This is a genomic window from Salinivibrio sp. ML198, from assembly GCF_001996015.1.
Lineage (GTDB): Bacteria > Pseudomonadota > Gammaproteobacteria > Enterobacterales > Vibrionaceae > Salinivibrio > Salinivibrio siamensis.
Genome location: NZ_MUEZ01000010.1, coordinates 74,799 through 92,466 on the forward strand (window position 1 = coordinate 74,799; position 17,668 = coordinate 92,466).

The 17,668-nt window shown below is 50.2% G+C and carries 17 protein-coding genes; 4 read left to right on the top strand and 13 right to left on the bottom strand.

From position 1 onward, the window contains the following. Positions 1–136 precede the first annotated feature (136 nt). The 5 genes from BZG25_RS08810 to folM all read right to left on the bottom strand — a co-directional run bounded on the left by BZG25_RS08810 (position 137) and on the right by folM (position 3,248). Entirely contained in the window at positions 137–844 is a 708-nt protein-coding gene (locus tag BZG25_RS08810; protein WP_158010254.1) for an HAD family phosphatase, read from the bottom strand. 101 nt (positions 845–945) lie between these two features. Then, complete coding sequence (locus BZG25_RS08815) at positions 946–1,515, bottom strand: YceI family protein (protein WP_046075932.1); 570 nt, start codon at positions 1,513–1,515, stop codon at positions 946–948. Further along, positions 1,512–2,051: a cytochrome b gene (locus BZG25_RS08820; protein ID WP_046075931.1), complete on the bottom strand. Its 540-nt coding sequence runs from the start codon at positions 2,049–2,051 to the stop codon at positions 1,512–1,514. Before BZG25_RS08820 ends, BZG25_RS08815 begins: the two co-directional genes overlap by 4 nt. A gap of 111 nt (positions 2,052–2,162) precedes the next feature. After that, the gene (gene folX / locus BZG25_RS08825) at positions 2,163–2,528 is read right to left on the bottom strand and encodes a dihydroneopterin triphosphate 2'-epimerase (RefSeq protein ID WP_046075930.1); all 366 of its coding nucleotides are present in this window, start codon (positions 2,526–2,528) and stop codon (positions 2,163–2,165) included. Positions 2,529–2,549: 21 nt separating this feature from the next. Continuing rightward, the gene (folM, locus tag BZG25_RS08830) at positions 2,550–3,248 is read right to left on the bottom strand and encodes a dihydromonapterin reductase (protein ID WP_046075929.1); all 699 of its coding nucleotides are present in this window, start codon (positions 3,246–3,248) and stop codon (positions 2,550–2,552) included. 194 nt (positions 3,249–3,442) lie between these two features. Between folM and BZG25_RS08835 the strand changes: the two genes are divergently transcribed. After that, on the top strand, positions 3,443–4,039 hold the full coding sequence (locus tag BZG25_RS08835; RefSeq protein WP_077638887.1) for a DNA-3-methyladenine glycosylase I: 597 nt from the start codon (positions 3,443–3,445) through the stop codon (positions 4,037–4,039). Here BZG25_RS08835 and BZG25_RS08840 read toward each other — a convergent pair. The 3 genes from BZG25_RS08840 to BZG25_RS08850 all read right to left on the bottom strand — a co-directional run bounded on the left by BZG25_RS08840 (position 4,030) and on the right by BZG25_RS08850 (position 7,937). After that, positions 4,030–4,512: a C40 family peptidase gene (locus BZG25_RS08840; RefSeq protein ID WP_077579311.1), complete on the bottom strand. Its 483-nt coding sequence runs from the start codon at positions 4,510–4,512 to the stop codon at positions 4,030–4,032. The two genes, BZG25_RS08835 and BZG25_RS08840, sit on opposite strands and share 10 nt — an antisense overlap. After that, the gene (locus BZG25_RS08845) at positions 4,509–5,738 is read right to left on the bottom strand and encodes a diguanylate cyclase (protein ID WP_046075926.1); all 1,230 of its coding nucleotides are present in this window, start codon (positions 5,736–5,738) and stop codon (positions 4,509–4,511) included. The genes BZG25_RS08840 and BZG25_RS08845 overlap by 4 nt, the downstream gene beginning before the upstream one ends. 216 nt (positions 5,739–5,954) lie before the next feature. Next, the gene (locus tag BZG25_RS08850) at positions 5,955–7,937 is read right to left on the bottom strand and encodes an exoribonuclease II (protein ID WP_077638888.1); all 1,983 of its coding nucleotides are present in this window, start codon (positions 7,935–7,937) and stop codon (positions 5,955–5,957) included. A 351-nt stretch (positions 7,938–8,288) separates the two neighbouring features. On the opposite strand from BZG25_RS08850, the gene BZG25_RS08855 reads away from it, so the two are divergent. Together BZG25_RS08855 and BZG25_RS08860 are read left to right on the top strand one after the other, a co-directional pair. Continuing rightward, positions 8,289–10,091 carry a DEAD/DEAH box helicase gene (locus BZG25_RS08855; protein ID WP_077638889.1) on the top strand — a complete coding sequence of 601 codons (1,803 nt, stop codon included), beginning with the start codon at positions 8,289–8,291 and terminating at the stop codon, positions 10,089–10,091. Positions 10,092–10,326: 235 nt separating this feature from the next. Beyond that, entirely contained in the window at positions 10,327–11,787 is a 1,461-nt protein-coding gene (locus BZG25_RS08860; protein WP_077638890.1) for a TrkH family potassium uptake protein, read from the top strand. Here BZG25_RS08860 and BZG25_RS08865 read toward each other — a convergent pair whose 3' ends face one another. The 3 genes from BZG25_RS08865 to BZG25_RS08875 all read right to left on the bottom strand — a co-directional run bounded on the left by BZG25_RS08865 (position 11,788) and on the right by BZG25_RS08875 (position 16,202). Next, entirely contained in the window at positions 11,788–13,455 is a 1,668-nt protein-coding gene (locus BZG25_RS08865) for a pyridoxal-dependent decarboxylase (RefSeq protein ID WP_077638891.1), read from the bottom strand. A 98-nt stretch (positions 13,456–13,553) separates the two neighbouring features. Continuing rightward, positions 13,554–15,464, bottom strand: a complete 1,911-nt coding sequence (locus tag BZG25_RS08870) for a methyl-accepting chemotaxis protein (RefSeq protein ID WP_077638892.1) — start codon at positions 15,462–15,464, stop codon at positions 13,554–13,556. A 504-nt stretch (positions 15,465–15,968) separates the two neighbouring features. Continuing rightward, positions 15,969–16,202, bottom strand: coding sequence for a DUF3283 family protein (locus BZG25_RS08875; protein WP_077638893.1), 234 nt, complete (start codon positions 16,200–16,202; stop codon positions 15,969–15,971). 194 nt (positions 16,203–16,396) lie between these two features. Between BZG25_RS08875 and BZG25_RS08880 the strand changes: the two genes are divergently transcribed. Then, entirely contained in the window at positions 16,397–16,729 is a 333-nt protein-coding gene (locus BZG25_RS08880; RefSeq protein ID WP_241828681.1) for an XRE family transcriptional regulator, read from the top strand. On the opposite strand, the gene BZG25_RS08885 is transcribed toward BZG25_RS08880, so the two are convergent. Together BZG25_RS08885 and BZG25_RS08890 are read right to left on the bottom strand one after the other, a co-directional pair. After that, on the bottom strand, positions 16,697–16,903 hold the full coding sequence (locus BZG25_RS08885; protein ID WP_077638894.1) for a DUF1289 domain-containing protein: 207 nt from the start codon (positions 16,901–16,903) through the stop codon (positions 16,697–16,699). The two genes, BZG25_RS08880 and BZG25_RS08885, sit on opposite strands and share 33 nt — an antisense overlap. A 91-nt stretch (positions 16,904–16,994) precedes the next feature. Continuing rightward, positions 16,995–17,663: a glutathione S-transferase family protein gene (locus BZG25_RS08890; RefSeq protein WP_077638895.1), complete on the bottom strand. Its 669-nt coding sequence runs from the start codon at positions 17,661–17,663 to the stop codon at positions 16,995–16,997. Between the last annotated feature and the right edge of the window lie 5 nt (positions 17,664–17,668).

The following is a 17,668-nucleotide window of genomic DNA, read 5'->3' on the forward strand; positions in this document are numbered from 1 at the left end:
CGCGGTGCCGCCAGCCGATCATAAGTTAAAGATAACGGTTATGATAATCATTCTCAAGTAGGTATTGTCAAAAAGGACGCCGATAGCGCCCGTGAGAGATTGCATTTGTGTATTTGCACGTAAGGTGCATGACAGATTAATCGCGAATGGTATCGTGTCTCGCCCACTCCATGATGGTCCAATCTTTCTTTTGTGCGTGCAGACTTAAGTGTGGATCGGGGTTCACTGCAAACGCATTATCAACTTGTTCGAGAAGCGGCACATCCCAGTGCGAATCACTGTAGCCGTAGGTGTGACCTACGGTGTCGTGGCGGTCAGAGAGCCATGCCTGCATATAGTCATGCTTACCACGAAAATCACGTACACAATGAGAAATACTGCCCGTATAAACACCGTTAATGGTTTCGAGCTCAATTGCGATCACAGTGTCGAGTTTGAGTAATGCGCCAATCGGTCTTGCTAAATGTGCGGCGGTATTAGAAACCAGCACGCAGTGGTCGCCACGGTTGCGATGCCATTCAATGCGTTCTAACGCTTGCGGAACCACCACTGGGGCGACGAACCTATCGATAAAGTCCGTGGCCCAATCATCGACCGTTTGGGTTGAGCGGCCTTTGAGTGGGGTAAGCTGAACGTGCATATATTGTTCAAGGTTAATTCGACCCTTTTTAAAGTCGATATAGGCTTGCTGCTCTTGAGCGACTCGATCACTCGACGCGTGCCCTTGTTGGTATAAATAATCCAGCCACGCTTGTTTGGTATCGGTGGCGATCAGGGTTTCGTCGAGATCAAAAAATGCGATGTTGATAGGTGCAGTCATAGCCAATTGCTGATTGTTTTTCATGCCGTCCATCCTAGACAACAACTATGACGATTGGGTTTCAGTTTGCGACAAAAAAGCCTCGGACGATACGAGGCTTAATCATGATATCGACTGAAGGCCGATTACTGACGGATACCTTCTACGTGAAGCTCCATATCAACGTAGGTGGCAGGGCCCATGGTAGGAATACCGAAGTCTTCGAGCTCAAGACGGGTGTTACCCATAAAGCCTGCGCGGTAGTTGCCCCATGGATCTTCACCGTGGCCAACCAGTTCTGCGTCGATTTCAATCGGCTTGGTTTGGCCATGCAAGGTCAGATCGCCTGCGATGGTCATCGAGCCGTCACCGTTGTCGGTTACCTTGGTGCTTTCAAAGGATGCTTGGCCATATTCGCCCACATCCAGGAAGTCACCGCTACGAATGTGCTTATCACGCTCGGCGTGGTTAGAATCGACACTGGTTGTATCAATAGTGACAGAGACACTGGATGCGCCAATGTTGTCTGGGTCGAATTCAAACTGGCCGTCGAACTGATTAAAGCGACCTTTGATAAAGCTGTAACCTAGGTGTGGCACTTTGAAGTTGACCGAGGCGTGTGCGCCCTTGGTGTCAATCATATAAGTGTCTGCGAGTGCAGGCCCAGATAAGAGTGTCGCGGCGCTCATTCCCATGGCTAACATGAGTTTTTTCATTTCGAGTTTCCTCCGATCATCTTCCGTAACGTATTGTCTTTATCAATAAAGTGGTGTTTAAGTGCCATGACTGCATGGCCAGCGGCCAATACAATCAAGGTAATGGCAACGTAGTAGTGTACATCCCCAGCAATATCTGACTGGTTGGGGAAAAGCTCACCGGCGCTTGGCACGGTAAACCAAGTGAAGACATCTATCCCTCGCCCATCTGATGTTGAGATCAGATAACCGGAGACAAACAAAGTGATTAGCAACAGATAGATTGTATGATGCCCAGCCGTTGCCGCTTTACGCTCCCACGCTTTGCCCTCGACAGCAGGCATGGTGTGTGTCGCTTTCCACACGAGCCTAAACAAGGTGGCAAGGGCGAGCAATAACCCAATGGATTTGTGCCAATGCGGCGCCGTCTGATACCAGCTGCTGTAATAACTGAGATCGACCATCCAAAGCCCAACAGCGAAAAGACCAATGATCACAATGGTTGATAGCCAGTGTAGCGTACGCATTATCAGATCGTAGCCCGTTTTCGTTGTCATCGTTGCTGCTCCTTTTCACTATGCCAACACAGTATATAGGGTGAATGGTAATTCAGAACCGTTTCCCCTTGAACAAGATGTTCGAATAATTCTAACGAACTCTTGACTGGGTTAGGACTCGTCGGCGGTCCAGCTCAAGCTCAGAGAGACGGAATCAGCGAAGCGAAGTGCGTGAGGCTTATCAATGGTGACTTGCGCATAGCGCACCCAGTGATGGTCACGTGCAATGTCTAGCACGCCTGCCACAAGCTTCTCCAGCAATAAAAAACGGCCATTTTCGACGTAATCGATAATCGCTTTCGTGATCACTTTATAGTTGAGTGCATCATCTACGTTGTCTTCTTCACAGGCTTTGTGGCCGGGATAGTGGATCTCAACATTGATCACTACATCTTGTTTTTTCTCTTGCTCGTCGGGATTAAAACCAATGTAAGTACGCAGGCGCAGGTTGGTTACTTTAATGACAGCGTCGTTCATAATCTTTCCCTGGTCACAAAATTAAATGAGATGGCGTCCGCCATCCAGCTTGATAGATTGGCCGGTCATATGTTGACTGGCGAGAATAAATTCGCAGGCATTCACTACCTCTTGTTCACCCGGTACAGTGCCTAAAATCGATTTACGGCGAGCTTTGTCACGATAGGCGTCATCATCGCCTTCGTTGAACATGATTAGCGCAGGTGAAATGCTGTTCACCTTAATATGTGGCGCAAGCTTTTGCGCGAAGGAGAGCGTCAGGTTTTCTAGCGCCGCTTTGCTGGTTGCGTAGGCGGTATGCTTAGCGCTGCCCTTTTGCGCGACATAGTCGGTAAGGTGAATAATATCGCCCTGCTGCATCCAGCGTGACGCGGCCATGTTAATGAGGTAAGGCGTTTTGGCGTGAATTTGCATCATATTATCGAATAACGTGGCAATATCTTGGCTTTGCGTTTCACTGTCCCACGACGATGCGTTGTGTATTACGGTATCGAAGGTCGGATGCATCGCATCGAGCGACTCGATAAATGCGTAAACGCCCTCATCAGAGGAAAAGTCGGCTTGGAGACAGTGTGCGCCGCGTGCACGTAAGTCAGCCACTTGAGGCCGTTCGGTGCGATAAGATAGGGTCACCTGATGACCTTGGTGAAGAAAGTGACAGGCAAGTGCGTAGCCGATACGCTGCCCGGCGCCAGTGATCAAGAGATGCTTTTTTGTCACGCGTTTTCCTTTCTGTTTATGGATGTCATCAACAACAGGGAGTAACGGTTTTATTACGTTTCATGAACTTATCGCGATCAAAGATAGCGTGATATTCAGCGAAACGATAGCTTTTGCAAGGTTAAGCCGCTGATTTCGTGCCACAAGCAACAAAACGGCTGCGCAACGATTGTATGACAAGGGTGAGGGAAAAGATGGACATTTGCCAATGGGCACAACACAGTGAAGCTGAGCGGGCATACCACGATAGCGAGTGGGGTGTGCCGACATTTGATGATCAGCTGATTTTTGAATTCATTTGTTTAGAGGGCGCTCAAGCTGGGTTGAGTTGGCGCCTCATCTTACAAAAGCGTGCGGCTTATCGCGCGGCTTTCTTCGATTTCGACTTTTACCAACTCGCGAACGTGGCCGAACCGAATATCGCTGAGATCATGGCCAACCATGAAATTGTCCGTAATCGTTTGAAGGTGGCCTCTGTATTTACCAATGCCAAGGCGGCGGTGACGCTGGTGGAGGAGTACGGTTCATTGGCTAAAGCCCTTTGGCAGTTTACCGGCGGCGTGCCCATTGTAAACCATCACCAATCGGATGCCGATGTCGCTACCGCGACGGACGAGTCCCGCGCCATGAGCCGTTTTTTGAAAAAGCGCGGCTTTAAATTTGTGGGTGAGACGATTTGTTATTCGCTGATGCAAGCGCTCGGCATGGTCAATGATCATGTCGTCACGTGTCCGCGGTATCAACCCTGTTGCGAACTGGCTGACTCGGTAAAAGCCTCGCCTCAGAAATAACGACGGAATTGCCAGAAGCGCGCTTGCCAATAAGGGTTATCTAGCCGTGACACTGTCACGCCCTTTGAGGCGGAAGCATGCATAAAACGCTGTCCACCCAGAAAGATGCCCACATGACGAAGGCCGGGGCGAATATGAAAAAACACCAGATCCCCTTGGCGTGCGGATTGATAATCAATGGCATAGCCGGTTTTTGCTTGGCCGTGGGTGGTGCGCGGTAGTGGGGTAGCGAGCGCTGATTGATACACGTGTTGGGTGTAAGCGGAACAATCAATACCTTGCCGCGTGGTGCCTCCCCACCGATAGGGGGTGCCTTGCCACTGACGATAAAGTTGGGTAAGTGCTTGGTCTAGCGCTTGATCGCTAATCGTCCTGTCCGAACTAGGCATATCAGATGTTGTTGCCGCGTCACGCTGCGTGACACAGCCTGCTAACATCAAGGCTAAAAAAGGTATCACTAAAACATGTTTCATACGCTGCCCTTAATGCAGTTGCGCCCTGCTTCTTTGGCTTTGTACAAGGCTTTATCCGCTAACTGCAATACCTCATCGGGCGTGTCGGCTTGTGAGGCATCGGCAAAGCCAATACTGACAGTAATATTAACGGGCTTTTGTTCGCTTGCGCGTCCACGCTTTTGTCGGCCTTGCTTGTCATCATGAGGACGAGATTCATCACGCAGTATCAAAGGGTAGTTGGCGATGTCCTCACGTAGGGCGTCGAGAAACGGCAAGCAGTGCTCGGTGGTTTTTCCTTTGAATAGCAGGGTGAATTCTTCACCGCCGTAGCGAAAGGCACTGGCGCCTCCTTCACAATGTGCCATATGTTTGGCAACGAGCTTAAGAACATCATCGCCGGTTTCGTGACCGTATTTATCATTGAATTGCTTAAAGTGATCCACATCCAGCATGGCGAGCGTGTATTGTCTGCCTAGGTGTTTGAGCTCGTCTTCAAGTGCGCGACGCCCCGCAATTTCGGTAAGCCCATCAATGAATGCCAGTTGGTGGCTTAGCGAGACTTGGTTGGCAATCAATAACACGCCGGCCAATGAAAATATCAGCGAAGAGATGAAAGGCACATTAAAAAACACCAAGGTCGTGACACCGCATAATACACTGACGAAGGCGGCATGATCTTCAATGCTATTTTTGCGCAACAGTCGAATGGTGCTGACACAGACCAAAATCGAGAGCAACACGATCAGCAGCAGCGGCATGGGACTAACGGCGGTCACTCTGACTAATACCGGATGCTGATGGAGATAGGTGGAGAGTTCACCGAATTGCTGCACCAAAAGGCCGCACCAACCAATTTCCATACCAATCGCGAGGAAAAAGAACAGACCAAACCGAGAGGTGAGTTTTTGATCGCGCACGATGATCATATACAGCAAGTTAATCGGAAGGGCGACGGTGAGCAGCAAGTACTCCATGTAGGTTGTGCCGTGATTGAGTGGCGATTGCAGCCGCGTAAGGATCACTGTGTATCCCACCAATAAGATCACGACCATCATACCGACACGGGCGCTTTTGAATAAGTGGCTTAAAAGTAGTGCGGTGAATAACAGAAAATACGGCGCTGCGTAAATTAAGTTGTAATAGGGGGCTAGCGCAGCAATCAAGGGTTGATAGCTCACGGCAAGCAGCAGCAGTAAAACAATGGGCGTCCCCATACGGACCACGGATGAACGCAAAAATCCCATGAAACCTCTTATTGGGTTGAGGTAACACCATTAACTTACCACGGATCGCTTGTTAGGGGATGGCCTGACGCTCAGAATGTGATAACAGCAATGGTCTAGCGAGTCTCTTTAATTTAATGATTAGATTATCATTTTGGGGGCAAAAAGAAAGCCAAGCGATGGCTTGGCTTTCTGCTGACGTTTCGCATGATGTGCGTGGTTAGAGCGAGAACACGTTTATTCGCTCTGTGACCCCTCAGGCAGGGTAAATACCTGGGTCGGCTTGGCCACAATCGAGCGCGTTGTCTCTTTAATATCGGCAATCACCACTTCTAGGCTATCACCGAGCTTGAACTCAACGTTACCGTCGATAGTGACTGTGCCTGTTTCTTTATCGCAGGCAATCCGGCTTTTGTTATCGATGATCAGCGATGATGGAATAAAGGCAGGCGCGCCGTTTTCCAGCAAGCGTACACGCATTCCGGCCCGGTTGATGTCAAAAATCTCAGCGGTATAGCGGGTTTGCGCTTCAACTTCTGGCTTGAGCAAGCGGGTGTATAGCCAGTCAGCGACATCACGCTCAGCCATACGGTGATGTTTACGGTGGCCGGCAAGCTCTTCACCCACGGTATCGGCAGGGGCATTGGCCTCTGTTTCGCCGCGAATAATCGCTTTGAGCAAACGGTGGTTAATCATATCGCCGTATTTACGGATAGGTGATGTCCACGTGGCGTAGACATCTAGGCCCATCGCGTAGTGTGGCGCTGGCTCATGGCCAATCTCGCTGTATGCTTGGAAACGGCGTAAGCGATTATCGAGATAGGTGGTATCTAGGCTGTTTAGCCAGCGACGGAGCGCACTGAAGCCTTCGACGGTGGCTAGGCTTTCGCTGTCCGCCTCGCCGTCATGCGCTTTTACTAGCTCGACCACGTCGTCGAGTTTTTCACTGTTAAAGCCGGCGTGTGTGTTAAAGATACCAAACCCGAATGCGTCACGAAGCTTTCGACCCGCGCAGATGTTGGCGCTGATCATTGACTCTTCCACGATACGGTTAGCGATACGACGCTGATCGGTGTGGATAGCAATCACATCGTTATCTTCGCTGAGTTCAAAGCGGTAGTCAGGACGGTCGGGGAAGGTGACGGCATGCGTCTCACGCCACTGAATACGGGCTAGCGCAAATTGATGTAATTGATGGATTTGATCCGCAATGTCGCTGCTCTCTGGCTGCCACTGCGCTTGTTCACCGAGTTCGATGTAATCAGAGACTTTATCGTAAGCAAGCTGACCGTGTGATTGGATCCAAGCGGAGAAGAATTCAGCATCGTCGGCAATGGTGCCATCAGCATCTATATTAAAGGTGCAGCATAGTGCTGGGCGCTTTTCGTTTGCACGCAGTGAACATAAGTCATCACTGAGATCACGAGGCAGCATTGGGATGTTGCGCCCAGGCAAGTAAATAGTGAACCCACGGTCACGAGCGACTTGATCAAGCGCCTCATCGGCATCGATGTATGCTGTTGGATCGGCGATAGCCACTGTCATGGTGAAGCCACCTTGCGGGTTAGCTTTTACATACAGAGCATCATCCATGTCTTTGGTGGATTCGCTGTCGATGGTCACAAACGGTAAATCAGTCAGGTCGCGACGCTCTAGCCCTTGCTCCAACAATGGCCACGCATCTTTTGGCGCTGGTTCTTGGTTGGGCAAGTTGTGTTTGGCCAGCGTGACCCACCAAGGGGCAATTTTATCGTCCGCATCGGTGATTTTTTCACTGACCTGGCACATAAAGTTGTCATCGCCTTTCAGTGGGTGGCGGATGAGGGACGCCACGACCCAGTCACCTTCTTTCAGGTTGTCTTGCGACAAGCCACGCTGCGTTTTAGCGCGCAGAGCATCTTTCATTTGCGGGTGATCGGGGACGACGTTTAAGCGATTACGGATCCACTGCACACGGCCAATAAAGCGATCTAAGCTGGCTTCTACCAGCGTATCCGGCTCAGCCACTTCGCGGTCTTTCTCGGTGCGAACAAAGGCTTCTACTCGATCACCGTGAAGCACTTTCTTCATATAAGGAGGCGGAATGAAAAGGCTGGTTTTGTCATCAACTTCGAGGAAGCCGAAGCCTTTTTCGGTGGCTTTTACCTGGCCTTCTTTTTTGGGCAAGGTTTCTTGGATCTGTTGCTTTAGCTGTGCTAGCAGGGGATTGTCTTGAAACATAACTCGGGTCTCGATAAACGGATCGCCACACTATACGGATTCACTGTTTCAAAACCAACCCGTGGCACTAAAATCCTGTGACCTGACTTAAATGCATGGAAAGTGCGGGGAATACCTACGGATTTCGATGCCTCTGTGAACAAATTGCTATAAACCTGCCCACACGCCGCAAATTTTGTGAACTTGTTCAACTTTTTCTGGCTTTTTTGGTGTAAATAGCGCAGAATGCACATCCTTAATGACCGAGGCCCATGGCGCTGGTGACTGTCACTGCATGAAAGACAGTGTTGCATGGTTGAGCAGAACGCTTGAGGGGCCCCGTTTCGCTACACTCTATAGATTGGGATCCCAATGCAAGAATCTGTAACCAAATTTCGCCAGTTAGATCTGGCCGACACCCTTTTGTCTGCGCTTGACTCAATGGGCTTTGAAACACCGACACCAATTCAAGCCGCTTCCATCCCTGTCCTTCTTGAAGGCCGTGACGCACTTGGTAAAGCACAAACCGGTACAGGTAAAACCGCTGCATTTTCGCTGCCACTACTGAACAAAGTCGATCTAAGCCAGCGTAAACCACAAGCTATTATTATGGCTCCGACGCGTGAGCTTGCTATCCAAGTCGCGGCGGAAATGAAGACGCTGGCACAGAACATCAAAGGCCTCAAAGTGCTTGAGATCTATGGTGGTGCATCGATTGTTGACCAAATGAAAGCGCTAAAAAGCGGCGCGCACATCGTGGTGGGCACACCAGGGCGTGTGAAAGATTTGATCAACCGCGATCGCTTGAAGCTTGACGAAGTGCATACCTTTATCCTCGACGAAGCGGATGAAATGCTCAAAATGGGCTTTGTGGACGATGTTACCTGGATCATGGAGCAAGCGCCTGAGAGTGCACAGCGTATCCTGTTCTCGGCAACCATGCCTCCTATCGTTAAACAAATTGTTGACCGCTTCTTGCGTGAACCGGCGCGTGTTGATGTGGCGGGAAGTAATCGCACCGTTGAAAAAGTTGAGCAGCAGTTCTGGGTGGTTAAAGGCGTTGAAAAAGACGAAGCCATGAGCCGTCTGCTAGAAACGCAAGATACCGACGCTTCAATCGTGTTTGTGCGTACCCGTCAAGATACTGAGCGCCTTGCCGACTGGTTATCAGCGCGTGGTTTTAAAGCCGCGGCATTGCATGGGGACATCCCACAGTCACTGCGTGAGCGCACGGTTGATCACTTAAAGCGTGGTGTGATTGATATTTTGGTCGCGACCGACGTCGTGGCACGTGGCCTTGATGTGCCGCGTATCACTCATGTGTTTAACTACGACATTCCGTTTGATGCCGAATCGTACATTCACCGTATTGGTCGTACGGGGCGTGCAGGCCGTGCCGGTAAAGCGATTCTGTTGGTGCGTCCTAACCAAATGCGCATGCTACGCACGGTTGAGCGTGTCACGCAGACCAAAATGGAAGAAATTCAGCTTCCAAACCGCGATAAAGTGGCGGAAGCGCGTGTCGCTCAGCTAGCGGGCGAGTTGGCTGAGAAGAAAGATGGCGATGCCATGGCACCTTTCGTTGAGCTGATTGAGCAACTGCAAAACGATATTGACGTGGATGCAACCACTTTGGCGGCGATGTTGCTGCAACGCCAGCAAGGCAAGCGTCCATTGTTCTACAAAGGCCCAGACCCGATGATTGCAGCGATGGAGCGTGAGAAACAACGCCGTGAACGTCGTCGTGACGATCGTCAAAATGGTACTGACCGTCGTGATACTAATCCGGCTGATTGGGATACTTATCAGTTGGACGTGGGTCGTGAGCAAGGTGTACAAGTTAAAGATATCGTCGGCGCAATTGCCAATGAGCTTGGCTTAAACAAGCAAAACATTGGCGCGATTAAACTGGCACCGGCACACACGTTTGTACAGCTGCCTAAAACCATGCCGAAAGACGTGTTTGCACAATTGCAAAAACTGCGTATTCGTCAAAAAGAGACCAATGCACAGCGTGTTGAAGGTCAAATCATGCGCGAGCGTCGCGGTGGTGACCGCAATGGCGGTGGTCGTGGCCGCAATGAACGTGGCCGTGGCGAACGTCGTTTCAATCGTGACCGCGGCAACGAGCGTCGTGGTGGCTCTGCGCGCGGCGAACGTCGTCAAGCACAGTAAAAGTAGGAAGCCGGGCAGTGATGCCCGGCTTTTTTATAACGTGTCTGCGATGTAATGCCTTGTATGCAGGGTATTAACGACGTAGATATGAGGTCTTTAATCCACCATGACATTCTGGAACAAGACCGATATAGTTAAGCGGTGAGGTGATAAGCGTCACGCCACTGTTTGTCGCTACGCGTGGTGGCGATGGATCGATAAACCACGAGCGTGTTAATGATGAGTTGCCTCTGTCATGATTAACTTTAAAAATACCCTGCGTCTTCTGGGCATGCCTATTTTATGGATGGGTGTTGTCCAATTTGTTTTTGGACTCTTATCGCTTTTTATTTTCCGCGATGGTGTCTCAACCGATTTCTTTTACCCTTCCTTGCTAATGATGATTTCATCATTGGTCATCTCGTGGCTTTTTCGGCAAAGCAAACTCAATCAGGTCACTTTTCGCGATGCTCTACTATTTTCGACGCTGACCTGGATACTGGTGGGGTTGCTTGGCGGTATTCCGATCGAGCTGGTCACTGGGGTCAATTTTACCGATGCCACCTTTGAGTCGATCAGTGCCTTGAGTACGGCGGGTGCCACCATTTTGAGTGGCCTGGACACTATGCCTGCTTCGTTCTTGCTCTACCGCCAGTTTTTACAATGGATGGGGGGCCTTGGCGTGGTGATCTTCGTGGTTGCGGTATTGCCGATGCTCAATGTGGGTGGCATGCGGCTATTAAAAGCGGAAACACCTGGACCAATCAAAGACGAAAAACTCTCCCCCCGCATTTCAAAAACAGCCCACTATTTGTGGGGGGTATATGTGGTGATCACCATCGCATGTGCGCTGGCCTATTATATGGCCGGGATGAGCGCGTACGATGCGATCGCACATAGCTTTTCTACCGTCTCAACGGGAGGATTCTCCACCCACGATGCCAGCATGTGGCACTTTCAAAGCCACCTTATCTTAATGATTTCTAATGTTTTTATGCTGTTGGGGGCGATCAACTTTGGTTTACATTTTCGCATTTTCCGTATCGGTTGGCGCGGTTTAAAGCTGTATATCGATGATGAAGAGTCACGCGTGTTTTTGATTGTAGTGGCCTGCTTATCTCTGGTACTGGGCTTTTACCTTTATGGTGAAGCCCGTTACGAATCGCTCTGGATGTCACTGAGCTTTGCAGCGTTTCATGTGGTTTCATTCATTACCAGTACAGGGTTTGGGGCAGCGGATCTAAGCTCGTGGCCAGCGGCAACCGCCTTATTCCTGGTGTTTTGTGCCTATCTTGGCGGGTGCTCAGGCTCAACGGCGGGCGGCAATAAAATTATTCGCGATATTGTTACCTTTAAAATCATTCGTCGCCAATTGCATCAATTGGTACACCCCTCCGCGATCATCCCCATCCGTTATCAAGATAAGGTGGTCTCGAACGATGTGACCCAAGCGGTAATGGCGTTTATGTCGCTAGCAGCGCTGACCACAGGTGTGTTTACCCTATTGATGATGATGACAGGGCTTGATTTCTGGTCCGCATTTACCGCCGTAGTCGCTTGTATCAATGTGCTTGGGCCAGGGTTTGGTGAAGTCGGGAGTAACTTCCAGCCTGTGACAGACACAGGGATCTGGATCCTAAACATTGCCATGATCCTCGGTCGTTTGGAGTACTTCACCGTGCTGGCGTTGTTTATGCCGCACTTTTGGCGTTGGTAACTAAACCAATTGCTCTGCGTGCTCGGGGCATAGTGAAGCCACAAACTCATCAATGTGTGTGTAGCGCGTGTAAGGGTTTAAAAATACCGCTTTTTCACCAGGAATAAATAGGCATTGGCCATTGGGGTCAAACTCCGTGTGTGCAATGGACTCGACCCAGTTGGTTTGCAGCGTTTTACCTTGCCGCTCGAGAAAGTGCTGACGGTGAAACAGGCTATGTTGGGTAATGCTGTCAATGCGCGCCCCGACTTGATGCAAGGTTTGTTCTTGCTGGAACATGACATTTACATCCAGTGTAGGGGAAGGTTGATAGAGGCGAAATGCCACCGTAGGGCCCAGGTTATCACCAGCAACGATCTTGCAATGGGGGAGGGCGCCTAGGTGGGCTTTTAAATACTCGGCATTTTGCAGGCTGTGCGCAATCATGGTCTGATAACCACGTTTGCCCAACATATTGAGGGCGCAATAACTCCCATAGGCGCCTGCTGCACCACGCGAGCACTCTATTGTTGACTGCAAATGCGTTTGCTGCGTTTTGCTGGTTTCAAAATAAGAAAAGTAATGCGGATCTTGCTTAAGATGTTCCATGTCCGTTTTCTGTTTGAACATCACCAAGCTGGCGGTATAGGGTACAAACCCCCACTTTTGAAAATCGATAGTGATGGAGTCGGCAAAGCGTAGCCCGCGAATACGGGGTATTAATGCTTGCAGTTTATTCCGTGTCGCCACGTTGATCCCTATCGGGTTGGCGGCAAAATCATAGTCGTTGAACATCACTAATGGCCAGCCCACGGCCGCATCGACGTGAATGTGTGGCCTAACCGACGTGTTGAAACGCTCACAGGCGCGTGTTGTGATTTGATAGACGCGTTCAATGTCGTCAATGGCGAACGTGTCTGTGGTACCAAAGGTCAGCAAGATGGTGGGCACCGGCATCTTTTCTGCTAAACAATGATTGAGCGAATAGGCAAAGTCATCCAAGTCAAGCCGGTTGTTGGCATCCACTTTAATACGCAGGACTTGGTTGGGGATATCTGTGCCCAGTAAGCCGAGGTTGGTCATATTGGAATAATGGCCAGCCAGCGAGTTAATCATGCGGAAGTCTTGTCCTTGGAACCCCCGCTGGCCTGATAGCGGGAACTGCTTTCTTAGCCCCATTAAATAGCCGTATAAGTTGCCGAACGTCCCGCCTTGGGTAAAGATCCCGGTTGCCTGGTCAGGATCATAGCCAATCAAGTTTGCGACTTGACGTACGAGTGTTTTTTCTAGTTCAACTGACATCCCCGCGTATTCGCTATACACCAAGTTGGGATTAGCCATCGTCGCCAGTAATGCCCCATGTATCGCGGGGTCACACGGCGCCGTGATCACGTTTTCCACGGCACGGGGCGATGTCCAATCTTTGGAGTAGGTGGCGGCTTGCAGTGCTAGGTTAGGCAGTGTCTTGGCGCTAATATCACTTCGTTCGGGAACATGCGTTTGTTGACTAAATGGATGCGCAGCGTCGGCCACCGCAGGATGCATGCCGTTCTCCAACCAATGAGCCAGTTCTGGCGTCCGATAGACGGGCCAACGATCAGGGTCTCGATTGAAAAAGTGCTGACGAATGGTTTGGTATTGTTGTGTAAACGTCGCGGTTAAGGCGTGTGTTGGTAAGGAACAAGACATAAAAACAATCCTCCCCAATGGGGATCAGGCAGCGTCTCGCTACCTGATTCAGTGAACGTCAGCCATACTCACTCGCGTCGCGGTCTGGCCTTGGCGATTTACTGCAATTTAAAGTTATGCACCATGCGATCCAGCTCCTCATTTGAATGGGTGAGGGATTGAGTGGCCGCCGTGGTTTGATTGCCACTGTCTACCAGCTTATTCACCATATCGCGAATCGACAGCATGTTTTTACTGAGCTCTTCAGCGACAGAGCTTTGCTGTTCAGTCGCTGTCGCAATTTGGGTGCTCACATCGTCGATTTCGGTGACAGACGAACTCATGATGGTCAAGCTGTTAGACACTTCCGAGGTTTTGTCTGCGGTGGTCTGACACTGCTCTTTGGTCTTCTCCATGGCCTCGACCACACTCGAAGTGCCATCGAGTAACGCGGTAAGCATTTCGGAAATTTCCGTGGTGCTGCTTTGTGTGCGAGCGGCTAACGCACGCACTTCATCGGCGACGACCGCAAAGCCTCGTCCTTGTTCGCCAGCGCGCGCTGCTTCAATGGCGGCATTCAATGCCAGCAAATTAGTTTGTTCAGAAATTTCGCCAATTACTGTCAGCACGTCACTAATTCGATTCGCATCTTTGTTCATGCTAGTGATCCGCCCCGACATTTCTTCCACCTCATCCACTAAGGCACTGACCGTGATCACCGCATTGTCGACCACTTTAAGTGATTGACTTGCCTCCTTACTTGCCGAGGCAGTGATACTGTTCGATTGGGAAACATTTTCTGCAATGTTTCTCGCGCTTTCACTCATTTGAGTGATGGCAGTAACCACTTGCTCGGTTTCAGCTGAGTGAGCATCCAATACGGACTCATTTTCGCTGGTGGTTTGCGAAAGCTGGCTAATATTGGCTGAAATGGCTTGGCTGGACTCGGCGACGCTCAACATCATGCTTTGTAGATTTTCGACAAAGCGGTTGAAGCCGTCACTGATTTGCGCCAAATCATCATTGCCGTTCACATCGAGACGAGCGGTGAGATCCCCTTCGCCACGCGACAGATCCAGCACCGCTTCTTTGAGTTTGAGTAAGGGGCGATATGAAAATTGAATAATCGCATAAATCGCGCCAAGACTGACGATGAGCAGTATCACGCCTGTTCCGACAGAATCGATTTGTGCATCGCGAACCCCGGCCAGGGCGGTTTTTTGGTCAACAAAGACCATCAGGGTCCAATACCTGTCTTCGGTTAAGTTGACCCGTTGGAAATAGCCATCAAATTGAATGCCTAAATAGGGGAAAGTAAGATGACCTTGCTCGCTACTGCGGAACATGCTTTCCATCTGTGCAAAGTTCGCGCTTACCTGCGAGGGGGTCTTGCCGATATCATTAGGATCATCACTCGCGAAAAACACCGCGTTTTGATCCGCTAGTGTAGCCGCGCCCCCTGCAAAGCGCATGTCACTGACTTGAGTGATGACATCTTCTAACGGAATATCACCGAGGAGTGCCCCGATAAACTGGCCGTTTTCAAACACAGGCGCAACGGCACTGATCACTTTTCCACCGGTGACCTTGTCCGTGTAAATGTTCGTCAAGTGAATGGCCTGGTCGGATTTAACCGTGCGATACCAATCTCGATTGCGGAAGTTATATTCGCTGGTGGTCACGCCATTGCCATTGTGGTTTGACATGTACGAATCGCCGCTTTCATAGGTCATGATGACATTAGCAATACCGGCGGTATCTGCCAGCATTCGCACTTGCGCCACATTCTCCTGACCGGTGAGATCGGTTGAGAAGTGGCCGGCACCTTGCTCTACCGCAGTGAGCTGAGACTGCACCAGCTGCTCTAACTCGATGACATGATGATCGAGTTTATTTTGAGTTTGGGTGACCAAGGCTTCAACCATTCTGTCACGCAGCGACAGTGCGTTAATTGAGCCGAGGATCACGAGTGAGAGTGTGACGAGCAGTCCTACCCCCCAAATAATGCGAGATTTAAACCCTAAGGTCATAGCGATTACCCCTTACTGAGCGCGAGTTTGCCTGTCTAAAAAGTAAGGGTGCTTCCTGTGCTTGATGAGCGTGTTATGTCCGCTTTTTTGTGCGGATTTTTGTGTTGCCCACCAAGGAGTCACCCAGCCAACGTTTATTAGAAATTAGTTTATATGGCGTCTATCTGCCAAATAAGAAAGAATTCTTGATAAGAATAACAATAGGGCGAGTGTTCATTTTTTGCTAGGTGAGGGGGTGAAAAATGTATGACATTTTAGCGCGCTTTTAATGAAGGTATTGTTAGAAAAAAAAGACAGGCGTTCGGATTTTAAACGCGCGTGTAAGATGCTTACTGACCTAAGCGCCTTATTTTAAGCATTTATCCGCAGCAAGTGAGATAAAACCAAACAGTGGCAAGGCGTTGAGACGCCTGAAGGGATGGCGCGATGCGCTCGGCGATAAAAACCGTGTGGCGTACGCTGACTGACAGGTTCCAGCACCAGTGTGAGGGTGCTGGTGAAACCTTATTCGGAGGGAGGGGCCTCAGGGATGATAAAAGCGTCAGGTTGCGCACGGTATTTTTCTACACTGGCGAGATACACCTCGCGTTGCCAGCCGACTAAGGCGCTGGCTTCTTGCTGGTAAAGGCTTTGTGGGGCTTGGTTATTGACTACCTTCCATACGGCGTAGGCAGCTTGTTTATCGAGTTCAATTTTTTGTTTCTCGTCGGCAGGTAGATTCGCCAAGTTGACGTCCATAGCACATCTCTTATCTGATCAGGGCTCTCGGATCCTAACCGAGCCGCACGATTCCAGCAAGATTTACTCGCCGTTTACCCCGTGCTGACATTATAGGTAACAGGATTGCTAGGCTGGATGCTTTTAAATGATAGCCAGTGGAAACCGTGATGACCTTTAATGACCAAGACAGACAGGCTTTGTACGAAACATGGATGTCTTATAAAGCTAAAGCTCGGATTACCCAGATAGAAATGGCAAAAAAGCTTGAGATCAGTCACCTTAGCTTCTCTCGGTGCATTCATGGTGACGCCGTGCTCGATAGTCGGTTTGTGTTTGCGTTTTGCCAAGCAATGGGGGTGGAGCCGAACAAGGTCATACCGAGCTTGCGCAATCGTGAACAGGTTGATCAAGACGTGCTCGTCACCAGTAAAGTGATTGTCGATGGGGCGATTGAAGCCGTGCATTATGAAGGAAGCACGGTGATCATTGAGTATCGTAAGCCGCTTGCGCCTTCAGCCAGTGCGGCGCTTGAACGAGTTTCGTGACCGATAAGAGGGAACGGCAGAGGTAGGCTCGGGCCGTTTGGGGAGTTGCGCCATAATGGATTCGCGCTCATCGTCGGTCATTTTTCCCCAGCGGACAATTTCATCAAGTGTACGTTTGCAGCCGACGCAAATATCGTCTTCACGTCGACAATGACCAATGCAAGGTGTTAACACGCGAGCTCCTCAACACAAATAAATGACAGACAGGCCGCGGGATACGCTGCCTGTCTGGTACCTAAGATCACGATTTAGTATAGCGATTTTGCTATCGCGTCACCATGCCACGTACTTGTTCGGCACGTTCGTCGTCCGTTGCCTCTTTGGGCGCGGGGGTGAGTAAGGCTTTTTGACAAGCAGGGCGCGCAGCAAGTTTATCGAGCCACGCGCTGAGTGCGTCTAATCCGCTGACATCAACGCCACTCCATTCGTGAATCCTTGCCCATGGCCAGGTCGCCATATCGGCAATGGTATAGCTATCCCCTGCCAAGTAAGGATGCTGTTGCAGTTGCTTATCCACCACTTCAAGCAGGCGGCGGCCTTCTTTTTGATAGCGCTCAATGGCGGCGGGGATTTTTTCAGGAAAATAACGATAGAAGACATTGGCTTGCCCCATCATTGGCCCTACGCCCCCCATTTGAAACATCAGCCACTGAATGGCTTGTGAGCGTGCCTTGGGCTCGCTGGGTAAGAATTGCCCCGTTTTTTCTGCGAGATAGAGTAAAATCGCCCCGGACTCAAACACCGGAAAGTCGCCATTGGCTTTATCGACAATCGCGGGAATGCGACCGTTGGGGTTGATGGCTAAGAAGTCAGGCTGTTTTTGCTCATTTGCCATCAAATCAACGCTGTGTAGTTGATAATCCAGCCCCATCTCTTCTAGTGCAATCGCAACTTTTTGGCCGTTGGGTGTCGCGGCAGAATAAAATTCAATCATATTGG

Coding starts and splice junctions, on each gene's coding strand:
- BZG25_RS08845 (WP_046075926.1), bottom strand. CDS start 5,738: ATGGGATTTTTGCGTTCATCCGTGGTCCGTATGGGGACGCCCATTGTT.
- BZG25_RS08870 (WP_077638892.1), bottom strand. CDS start 15,464: ATGACCTTAGGGTTTAAATCTCGCATTATTTGGGGGGTAGGACTGCTC.
- BZG25_RS08855 (WP_077638889.1), top strand. CDS start 8,289: ATGCAAGAATCTGTAACCAAATTTCGCCAGTTAGATCTGGCCGACACC.
- BZG25_RS08810 (WP_158010254.1), bottom strand. CDS start 844: ATGAAAAACAATCAGCAATTGGCTATGACTGCACCTATCAACATCGCA.
- folX (WP_046075930.1), bottom strand. CDS start 2,528: ATGAACGACGCTGTCATTAAAGTAACCAACCTGCGCCTGCGTACTTAC.
- BZG25_RS08815 (WP_046075932.1), bottom strand. CDS start 1,515: ATGAAAAAACTCATGTTAGCCATGGGAATGAGCGCCGCGACACTCTTA.
- BZG25_RS08820 (WP_046075931.1), bottom strand. CDS start 2,051: ATGACAACGAAAACGGGCTACGATCTGATAATGCGTACGCTACACTGG.
- BZG25_RS08875 (WP_077638893.1), bottom strand. CDS start 16,202: ATGGACGTCAACTTGGCGAATCTACCTGCCGACGAGAAACAAAAAATT.
- BZG25_RS08835 (WP_077638887.1), top strand. CDS start 3,443: ATGGACATTTGCCAATGGGCACAACACAGTGAAGCTGAGCGGGCATAC.
- BZG25_RS08850 (WP_077638888.1), bottom strand. CDS start 7,937: ATGTTTCAAGACAATCCCCTGCTAGCACAGCTAAAGCAACAGATCCAA.
- BZG25_RS08890 (WP_077638895.1), bottom strand. CDS start 17,663: ATGATTGAATTTTATTCTGCCGCGACACCCAACGGCCAAAAAGTTGCG.
- BZG25_RS08860 (WP_077638890.1), top strand. CDS start 10,327: ATGATTAACTTTAAAAATACCCTGCGTCTTCTGGGCATGCCTATTTTA.
- BZG25_RS08865 (WP_077638891.1), bottom strand. CDS start 13,455: ATGTCTTGTTCCTTACCAACACACGCCTTAACCGCGACGTTTACACAA.
- BZG25_RS08880 (WP_241828681.1), top strand. CDS start 16,397: ATGTCTTATAAAGCTAAAGCTCGGATTACCCAGATAGAAATGGCAAAA.
- BZG25_RS08840 (WP_077579311.1), bottom strand. CDS start 4,512: ATGAAACATGTTTTAGTGATACCTTTTTTAGCCTTGATGTTAGCAGGC.